Origin of the sequence: Streptomyces sp. NPDC059989, from assembly GCF_042736975.1 — a bacterium.
In the GTDB taxonomy this organism is placed as follows: domain Bacteria; phylum Actinomycetota; class Actinomycetes; order Streptomycetales; family Streptomycetaceae; genus Streptomyces.
In genome coordinates this window covers 95441-103769 of record NZ_JBHWUO010000030.1, presented here as the reverse complement: position 1 = coordinate 103769, position 8329 = coordinate 95441, and the positions used below count along the sequence as shown (strand labels likewise).

General features: G+C 73.7%; 9 protein-coding genes and 1 tRNA gene. 5 read left to right on the top strand and 5 right to left on the bottom strand.

Annotated elements, in window-relative coordinates:
• Positions 1-153: 153 nt before the first annotated feature.
• Positions 154-699 (bottom strand): hypothetical protein, encoded by a 546-nt coding sequence (locus ACFWBN_RS25565; protein WP_385179364.1) that lies wholly within the window; start codon positions 697-699, stop codon positions 154-156.
• A 67-nt stretch (positions 700-766) separates the two neighbouring features.
• Here ACFWBN_RS25565 and ACFWBN_RS25560 point away from each other — a divergent pair.
• Positions 767-841 (top strand) — tRNA-Ala (locus ACFWBN_RS25560).
• Positions 842-844: 3 nt separating this feature from the next.
• Here ACFWBN_RS25560 and ACFWBN_RS25555 read toward each other — a convergent pair.
• Genes ACFWBN_RS25555 through ACFWBN_RS25545 form a run of 3 tightly spaced genes read right to left on the bottom strand, consistent with a single transcriptional unit; the run spans position 845 to position 3576 of the window.
• Positions 845-1723, bottom strand: coding sequence for an alpha/beta hydrolase (locus ACFWBN_RS25555; RefSeq protein WP_385179362.1), 879 nt, complete (start codon positions 1721-1723; stop codon positions 845-847).
• Positions 1720-2451 (bottom strand): SDR family NAD(P)-dependent oxidoreductase, encoded by a 732-nt coding sequence (locus ACFWBN_RS25550; RefSeq protein WP_385179360.1) that lies wholly within the window; start codon positions 2449-2451, stop codon positions 1720-1722. The genes ACFWBN_RS25555 and ACFWBN_RS25550 overlap by 4 nt, the downstream gene beginning before the upstream one ends.
• Before the next feature lie 3 nt (positions 2452-2454).
• A complete protein-coding gene (locus ACFWBN_RS25545; RefSeq protein WP_385179357.1) occupies positions 2455-3576 on the bottom strand; it encodes an LLM class flavin-dependent oxidoreductase in 1122 nt (373 codons plus the stop codon).
• 104 nt (positions 3577-3680) lie between these two features.
• Between ACFWBN_RS25545 and ACFWBN_RS25540 the strand changes: the two genes are divergently transcribed.
• Positions 3681-4268, top strand: a complete 588-nt coding sequence (locus tag ACFWBN_RS25540; RefSeq protein ID WP_385179355.1) for a PadR family transcriptional regulator — start codon at positions 3681-3683, stop codon at positions 4266-4268.
• Here ACFWBN_RS25540 and ACFWBN_RS25535 read toward each other — a convergent pair.
• Positions 4199-4717, bottom strand: a complete 519-nt coding sequence (locus ACFWBN_RS25535; protein WP_385179353.1) for a flavin reductase family protein — start codon at positions 4715-4717, stop codon at positions 4199-4201. The two genes, ACFWBN_RS25540 and ACFWBN_RS25535, sit on opposite strands and share 70 nt — an antisense overlap.
• A 104-nt stretch (positions 4718-4821) precedes the next feature.
• On the opposite strand from ACFWBN_RS25535, the gene ACFWBN_RS25530 reads away from it, so the two are divergent.
• The 3 genes from ACFWBN_RS25530 to ACFWBN_RS25520 are packed head-to-tail and all read left to right on the top strand — an operon-like array spanning position 4822 to position 8308.
• Positions 4822-6456, top strand: a complete 1635-nt coding sequence (locus tag ACFWBN_RS25530; RefSeq protein WP_385179352.1) for a FadD3 family acyl-CoA ligase — start codon at positions 4822-4824, stop codon at positions 6454-6456.
• Positions 6453-7583 carry an acyl-CoA dehydrogenase family protein gene (locus ACFWBN_RS25525; protein ID WP_385179350.1) on the top strand — a complete coding sequence of 377 codons (1131 nt, stop codon included), beginning with the start codon at positions 6453-6455 and terminating at the stop codon, positions 7581-7583. Before ACFWBN_RS25530 ends, ACFWBN_RS25525 begins: the two co-directional genes overlap by 4 nt.
• On the top strand, positions 7580-8308 hold the full coding sequence (locus ACFWBN_RS25520) for a vWA domain-containing protein (RefSeq protein ID WP_385179349.1): 729 nt from the start codon (positions 7580-7582) through the stop codon (positions 8306-8308). Before ACFWBN_RS25525 ends, ACFWBN_RS25520 begins: the two co-directional genes overlap by 4 nt.
• The last annotated feature ends 21 nt before the right edge of the window (positions 8309-8329 follow it).

Here is an 8329-nt window from a genome sequence, read left to right as displayed (position 1 = left end):
GCGCAACCTGGGCTTACGTCACGAAGGGGTGGCTTCGTGCGCGAGGACGAGGAGACACTCCGGAGGGGCACCGCCCCAACCCCCACTCCGGCCCCGCCCGAGGGGCACAAACCCAGCCCCGCCGGCGATTGAGGCGCACGACCGGCGGTGGGGTCAGCGTCGGCGTAGCGAGATACGGGTGAGGGTGGCGGTCTGGATCAGGAGCAGGGCGCCGCCCGCCGCGGCCGGCCAGAGCGGTTCGGCCGGGCGGGGGCCCAGGGACCAGGCCGGCCCGTCCGGGTCCACCACCACCGCCAGCCGCGCCCCGACCGGGAGGTCCATCGTCACGGGCCCGGGAAGGTCGCGGCCCGCCTCCGTGCGCAGCCGCAGCGAAGGGGTCTGGGTCGAGCCGTCCTGCACCATGGTCCGCGACGCGACCACCGCCGTCTCCTCCCGGCCCCGCTCGTGCAGAAGGTGCCGGTCCCACGCGATCCAGCCGGTCACCGCGATCCCCACCGCGGCGAGCGCGACGGCGGTGCGGGCCACGAACTCCGCGTCGGTGCCGTGCGGTACGGCCGCGCCGAGGACGAAGAGGCCCAGCAGGATCAGGATCCAGAAGCCCTCCGGCCCCCGCAGCAGCAGGATCGCCCCGAACTCCGCGGCCAGCAGCAGGCAGTTGCGTACCAGAGCCCCCGGCACCCGCCGGACCAGTTCAGACATGGACACATCATGCCCGGGGAAACCCGGGTGCGCCGCTCCCCGGGGCACCTTTAGGATCGGGGCAAGGGCGGGGTCGTAGCACAGAGGTAGTGCGCCTACACAGCATGGAGGAGGACGCCGGTTCGAATCCGGCCGCCCCGCCCCCCTACTCCAAGGCCGCCACCCACGCCGCGGCCCCCGCCAGCGCGGACGCCGCGGCCGGCAGTGGAAGTCCCAGGAAGCCGTGGAAGACGCCCGGGTGGAGCTGGACCGTGCAGTCGACGCCCGCCGCCGCGAGGCGGCGCCCGTACGCGAGGCCCTCGTCCCGCAGCACGTCGCAGTCGGCGAGGACGATCAGGGTGCGCGGGAGCCCCGACAGGTCGGGGGCGCGCAGCGGGGAGACGTGCGGGTGGGCCGGGTCGCCGCCGTAGGTGTCCCAGTACCAGGCCATGTGCGCGGCGGTGTGGAAGCAGCCCTCCGCGTAGGCCTCCACGGAGGCGGAGTCCATCGACGCGTCCAGCGGCGGATAGAACAGCAGTTGGCCCGCGGCAAGTTCGGGGGCGCGCAGCGCGGTGACCGCGGCGAGGTTGCCGCCGCTGGAGTCCCCCGCCACCACCACCCGGGCCGGGTCGCAGCCCAGTGCCTGGGCCTGCGCGCGCGCCCACAGCAGCACGGTCAGCGCGTCGTCCGGCGCCGCGGGCCAGGGGTGTTCGGGGGCGAGCCGGTAGTCCGCCGAGACCAGCACCGCGCCCGAGGCCGCCGCCAGCCTCCGGCACAGCGCGTCGTGGGTGTCCAGGCCGCACATCACCCAGCCGCCGCCGTGGAAGTAGACGACCAGGGGGCGGCCCGTGGCTCCCGGGGCGGGGTCGTAGACGCGGACCGGGACGCCCGAGGCGTCGGCGTCCCGCACCGAGGCCACCTCCGGGCCGGGCGGCCGGGGACCGGATGCCGCCGCCCGCAGGGCCGCCGGATCGCCGGGGCCGGGGAAGCCGGCGGACATCGCGTCGCACAGCAGACGGGCTGCCGGTGACAGGGGATCGCTCATGCCGTCGTCATCCCCCCGTCGACCGTGAACTCCGTGCCCGTCACGTACGAGGACGCATCCGAGCAGAGGAAGAGGACCAGCTCCCCGACCTCCTCCGGCCGTCCCATCCGGCCCAGCGGCACGTGCGACCAGTCCCGGCCCGCGACCGCTTCGGCCACCATCGGGGTGTCGATGGCCCCGGGGTGCACCGAGTTGACCCGGATCCGGTCCCGGGCCAGGTCCAGCGCCGCCGACCGGGTCAGCCCGCGCAGCCCGAACTTGGTGGACCCGTAGGCCGCGTGGCCCGGTATGCCGACCAGTCCGGCCGTGGAGGAGATGTTGACGATCGAGCCGCCGCCGCCCGCGCGCAGGACCGGCGCGACCGCCTGGATGCCGAGGAACGGTCCCAGCAGGTTGACCCGTAGGAGCGCCTCGAAGCCTTCGAGGGTCTGCTCCTCCACGTGCGCCGTGCGCCACAGGGCCGCGTTGTTGACGAGCGCCGAGACCGTGCCGAAGGCCGCGACCGCCGCCTCCACCACCCCCGCCCAGCTCGCCGCGTCGGCCACGTCGTGCCGTACGTACAGTCCCTGGTCTCCGAGTTCCGCGGCCACCGCCCGGCCTTCGTCCTCCCGTACGTCCGTCACGACGACGCGCGCCCCGGCCGCGGCGCACAGCCGGGCCTCGGCCGCGCCCTGGCCGCGTCCGGCGCCGGTGATGGCGACGACCTTCCCGTCGAGGGAGACTCCCACGGTTCAGCCCTCCAGCGCGCGGAAGTGCGGGATGACCTTCTCGCCCCACTGGCGGATGGTCTCCATGCACGCCTCCTGCGGCACGGTGCCCATCTGGATCAGGCACATCACCTCGTCGACGCCGATCTCGCGCAGCTGCTCGACGTAGGCGATGGCGGTCTCGGCGCTGCCGTACGCGTGCTCCGCGTTGTAGGTGCCGGTGTCGACGGGGCGGGCCGGGATGTTCGCCTCGTGCAGCTTGGCGACGAGCTCCTCGCGGCCCTGCGCGAGGGCCGCCGCGTGGTCCTCGTCCTCGGCGTGGCCGGTCGGCTCCGGGCCGTTGCCGTACCAGTGCGCGATGGACTCGGCGAAGAAGCGCTGGCCGCGGGTGCCGAGCCGCAGCGCCCGCGCGGCGTCGTCGAGGACGATGGTGGGGCAGAGGGCGGAGAGGTGGTCGTTGGCGCGGTCCGAGACCAGGCGCTCGCCGGTGCGGGTGGCGATGGCCTCGTCGTAGACCTTGCGCATCGCGCGTACGTCGTCGGCGCCCGCGAAGCCCATCACCAGGGCTCCGATGCCGAGTTCGGCGGCGAGCTTGAGGGTGTCGTGCTTGGAGCAGGCCATGAAGAGCGGCGGGTGCGGGTCCTGGACGGGGCGGGGCAGGATCGCGCCGGGGCCGATGTCGAGGGAGCCGTGCCACTCGAACTCCGGCTCCCGCCAGGCGGCGGAGAAGATCCGCAGCGCCTCCTCCATCTGCGGGTAGGTGTCCTCGGGGCGGACCCCGTACATGGACATCTCCTGGCGGGTGGCGCCGCGGCCGGCGCCGATGTCGACGCGGCCGCCGGAGAGGACGTCGAGCATGGCGGCGCGTTCGGCGACGCGCACCGGGTGCTGGTAGCCGAAGGGCATGGTGACGACGCCGTGGCCGATCCGGATCTTCTGCGTCCGGGCGGCGACCCAGGTCAGGAAGATCTCGGAGGCGCTCATGTGGGCGTACTGGGTCAGGGAGTGGTGTTCGACGGCCCAGATCCGGTCGAAGCCCATCTCCTCGGCGAAGACGGCCTGTTCCACGCAGTCGTGGATGACCTGGCGCTCGCGTTCGGGGGTGGGGTCGACGAGCTGCGCCTCGAAGATCATCGAGAACTTCACGCTGAGGTCCCTCCATCCAGGAGTTATTTCTAATAGGAATACTTCTAGCAGTCATACCCCTCGGGGGGAAGGGCGCCGCGGGGACCGGTCGTAGACTGCGCTGCGTGGCAGAAGAGACGGCAGGCGAGACGAAGAAGCAGACCCTCCCCGCGACCAGCTGGGCGGTGCTCGGCCTGCTCTCCTTCGGCGAGGAGCTCTCCGGCTACGACCTGAAGAAGTGGTCGGACTGGTCGCTGCGGTTCTTCTACTGGAGCCCGTCCTTCAGCCAGATCTACGGGGAGCTCAAGCGGCTGGAGAAGGCCGGCTACGCCTCCTCGCGGCTGGTCGCCCCGGAGAGCGGCACCCGTGACAAGCGGGTGTACCGGATCACCGACGAGGGCATGGCGGCCGTACGGGAGTGGGCGCGGGAGGCCCCGGTCGACCCGCCGGTGCTCAAGCACGGGCCGATGCTGCGGCTGTGGCTGGGCCACCTGCTGGAGCCGGAGCAGATGCGCGAAGTCCTCGTACAGCACCAGGAGTTCGCCGAGAAGATGCGGCGCCGCGCGGTGGCCGACGTGGAGGGCGCGAAGGACGAGGCGGCGTGGGCGTACCCGACGCTCACCCTCAAGTGGGCGGAGCGGTACTACGCCTCCGAGCGCGATCTGGCCGCCGCCATGCTCTCCGACATCGAGGAGCTCGGCAAGCGCCCGTAGGCGCGCCGGAAGTAGAGCAGCGGCGGCTCGGCGGGGCGGTGCGCGGTCAGGCCGGTGACGCGGCCGAGCGCGATGACGTGGTCGCCGCCGTCGAGGACGCCCTCCAGCGCGCACTCGACGGTCGCGAGGACCCCGTCGAGCAGGGGCGCGCCGTTGCCGCCCGCGCGCCAGGGCACGCCGGCGAACTTGTCTCCCCCGGTCACGGCGAACCGGCGGCACAGCTCCCGCTGGTCCTCGGCCAGGATGTTGACGGCGAAGGCGCCGGCGGCCCGGATCCTCGGCCAGGTGGTCGACGTGCGGGCGGGGCAGAAGCAGACCAGCGGCGGGTCCAGGGACACGGACGAGAAGGACTGGACGGCCATTCCGACGGGGTGGCCGTCGCTTCCGCGTGCCGTGACGACGGCGACGCCGGTGCAGAAGCTGGACAGGGCGGACTTGAGGTCCGGCATGGAAACCTCCAGAGCGGATTGTTCCTACTAGGTATATGCCTAACAGAAATACCTGTGGTTGGATACCGCTCACGCTCGCTCGCTCGTCGCACAGGGAGGGTCCGATGCCACCACCACCGCCCCCGCCTCCACCGCCCCCGCCTCCTCCGCCACTGCCGATACCGCCGCCGCCCGCCACGCTCGCCCGGCTCCCCGAGTACGCGGCCGCCGCCCACGGGGAGTTGGAGGCGCTCGCCGACGGCGAGGTCCGCTGGACCTTCGCCCGGCTGGCCGCCGAGACCGCCGCGGCCGCCCGCGCCGCGATCGCCCACGGGATCCGGCCCGGCGACCGGGTGGCGGTCTGGGCCCCCAACAGCCGCCGGTGGATCACCGCCGCCCTCGGTGCGGTCGCCGTGGGAGCGGTCCTCGTACCGGTCAACACCCGCTACAAGCCCGCCGAGGCGGCCGACATCATCCGGCGCAGCGGCGCCCGCGTGCTCTTCACCGAGCGCGGCTTCCTCGGCACCGACTACGCGCGGGCCCTGCACACCTCGGGCGAGGACCTCGGCGCGCTCGCCTCCACCGTCGTCCTGCGGGGCGGCGCCGGCCCGCACGGCACGCTCTCCTACGAGGCGTACGTGGACGCCGGGCACCGCGTCACCGAGGCCGAACGCCTCGCCCGGGCGGACCGGATACGCCCGGACGACCTCAGCGACATCCTCTACACCTCCGGCACCACCGGCCGCTCCAAGGGCGTGACGACCACCCACGGCCAGACGATCCGGCTCTACCTCTCCTGGTCCGAGCTGGTCACCCTGCGCCCCGGCGACCGGTACCTGCTGGTGAACCCCTTCTTCCACACCTTCGGCTACAAGGCGGGCGTCCTGGCCTGCCTGCTGCGCGGCGTCACCATGCTCCCCGAGGCCGTCTACGACACCGACCGCATCCTGGCGCGGATGGCCGCCGAGCGGGTGACCTGCCTGATGGGCCCGCCGACCGTCTTCCACGGCCTGATCCGCCACCCCGGGCGCGCCGCCCACGACCTGTCCGCGCTGCGGCTGGCCGGCACGGGCGCGGCCTCCGTGCCCAGCGCCCTGGTCGAGGAGATCCGCGGGGTGCTGGGCGCCCCCGACGTGTTCACGGCGTACGGACTGACGGAGTCCGGCGGCGTCGTCACGGTCTGCCCCACCGACGCCGATGCCCGGACCCTGGCCCACACCGTCGGCCTGCCGCTGCCGGACACCGAGGTGCGGATCGCCTCCCCGCTCGGCGAGGTGCTGCCCGCCGGGGAGCCCGGGGAGGTGCAGGTCCGCGGCTACCACGTCACCCCCGGCTACCTGGACGACCCGGCGGCCACCGCCGAGGCGGTCCTGCCCGGCGGCTGGCTGCGCACGGGGGACATCGGGGTCCTGGACGGGCGCGGCTACCTCTCGATCACCGACCGGCTGAAGGACATGTACGTGGTCGGCGGGTTCAACGCCTATCCGGCGGAGGTGGAGAACGTCCTGCTGACCCACCCGGCCGTCACCGACGCGGCGGTGGTCGGGGCCCCGGACGAGCGCCTCGGCGAGGTCGGGGTGGCCTACGTGGTCACCACCGGCCCCGTCACGGCCGCGGAGCTGACCGCCTGGTCGCGGGAGCGGCTGGCCAACTTCAAGGTGCCGCGGCGGTTCACGCGGCTGGCGGAGCTCCCGCGCAACGCGGGCGGAAAGCTGCTGAAGACGGAGCTGCGGCGCGCGGCGCGAAGGGAGTCGACGTGAACGGTCCGGGCGGGCGGGGGCTGGAGCCGACGCCGGAGCAGGAGGAGCTGTGCGCTGCCGTACGGGCGGTCCTCGCGCGGCATCGGGGCCACGCGGCCTGGTCCCCGCTGACGGCGCAGGTGGGCGCGGCCGCGCTGGCGGTGCCGGAGGAGTACGGGGGCCTGGGCTGCGGGGCCGCCGAGATCGGCGTGGTCATGGCGGAACTGGGCCGCGCGCTGAGCCCCGTACCGTTTCTGGGCTCGGCGGTGCTGACCGTGGGGGCGCTGCTGGAGTCGGGCGACCGGGAGGCGTGCGCGCGGCACCTGCCGGGGCTGGCGGAGGGCACGCTGGTGGGCGCGCTGGCCTGGGCGGAGGCCCCGGCGGGCGGCCGCGGCGGCTGGGAGGCCGGGGACGTGGCCACGCGGGCGGTGAAGGCCGGTTCGGACTGGCTGCTGACCGGCACCAAGCGGTACGTCCTGGCCGGGCCGGTGGAAGCGGGGCTGCTGCTGGCCTTCGCCAGAACGGGCGACGGCGAGGGCGAACTGGGGCTGTTCGAACTCACCGCCCCGCCCGCGTCCTTCACCGTACGGTCCACCATGGACCGCACCCGCCCCCTCGCGGAGCTGACCCTGGACCGGACCCCGGCCCGGCTGCTCTCCGCCGACGGCGCCGGTGTCCTGGCGCGGGTCCGGGACGCGGCCTGTACGGCGCTGGCCGCCGAGCAGGCGGGGGCGGCCGGCCGGGCCCTTGAGGTGACGGTCCGGTACGCGAAGGACCGGGTCCAGTTCGGGCGGCCCATCGGCTCCTTCCAGGCGGTGAAACACCGGCTGGCGGACATGTACACGGCGGTGGAGACGGCCCGTTCGCTGTCCCTCGCGGCAGGCGCCGCCGTCGCTGACCGCCCGGAGCTCGCGTCCGCGGCCAAGTCGGCCTGCTCGGAGGCGCTCGCGTACGTCGCAGGCGAGGTGATCCAGCTGCACGGCGGCATCGGCATCACCTGGGAGCACGAGGCGCACGAGTTCCTCAAGCGCGCCCACGGCTCCGCCCACCTGTTCGGGACACCCGCCGCGCACAGGGAACGCCTCGCCTCCGAACTGGCGTTCCTCTCTCCCGGTCGACGTACGGCTGACATACCCTCGGGCCCATGACGGGCAGTGCGATCAACCTCCGCAAGGTCGAGGAGACGGCTCCGGCGCTCGTGAGCCTCTACAAGAGCGCCGGGGTCTCCCTGCACAAGTACGGCCTGGAGGGCGGGCGCGCCGCCGTCTACCTGGTCCTCGACTACTCCGGATCGATGCGCCCGTACTACCGGGACGGCAGCGTGCAGGCCCTCGCCGACCGGGTGCTGGGCCTGTCCGCGCACTTGGACGACGACGGCCGGGTGCCGGTGGTGTTCTTCTCCACGGAGGTCGACGCTGTAGAGGAGATCTCCCTCTCCGGGCACGAGGGCCGGGTCACCGAGATCGCCTCCCGGCTCGGCCACATGGGTAAGACGTCGTACGACGCGGCGATGGAAGCAGTGATCGACCATTACCTGGATTCGGGGTCTACGGACCCGGCCTTGGTCGTCTTCCAGACGGACGGAGGGCCGCTCAGCAAGTTCGCGGCGGAGAAGTACCTGTGCAAGGCGGCCCGGCTGCCGCTGTTCTGGCAGTTCGTCGGCTTCGGGAACACGCGCAGCTCGCAGTTCGACTTCCTGCGGCGGCTGGACGAACTGCCCGTCCCGTCCGCCCGCGTCGTGGACAACGCGGGCTACTTCCACGCGGGCCTGGACCCGCGCGCCGTCCCGGACTCACAGCTGTACGACCGCCTGGTCGGCGAGTTCCCGGTCTGGCTCGCGGCGGCCCGGGGCGCGGGCATCGTGCGCGCCTGAGCGGCGGGCGCGGGGGCCGCG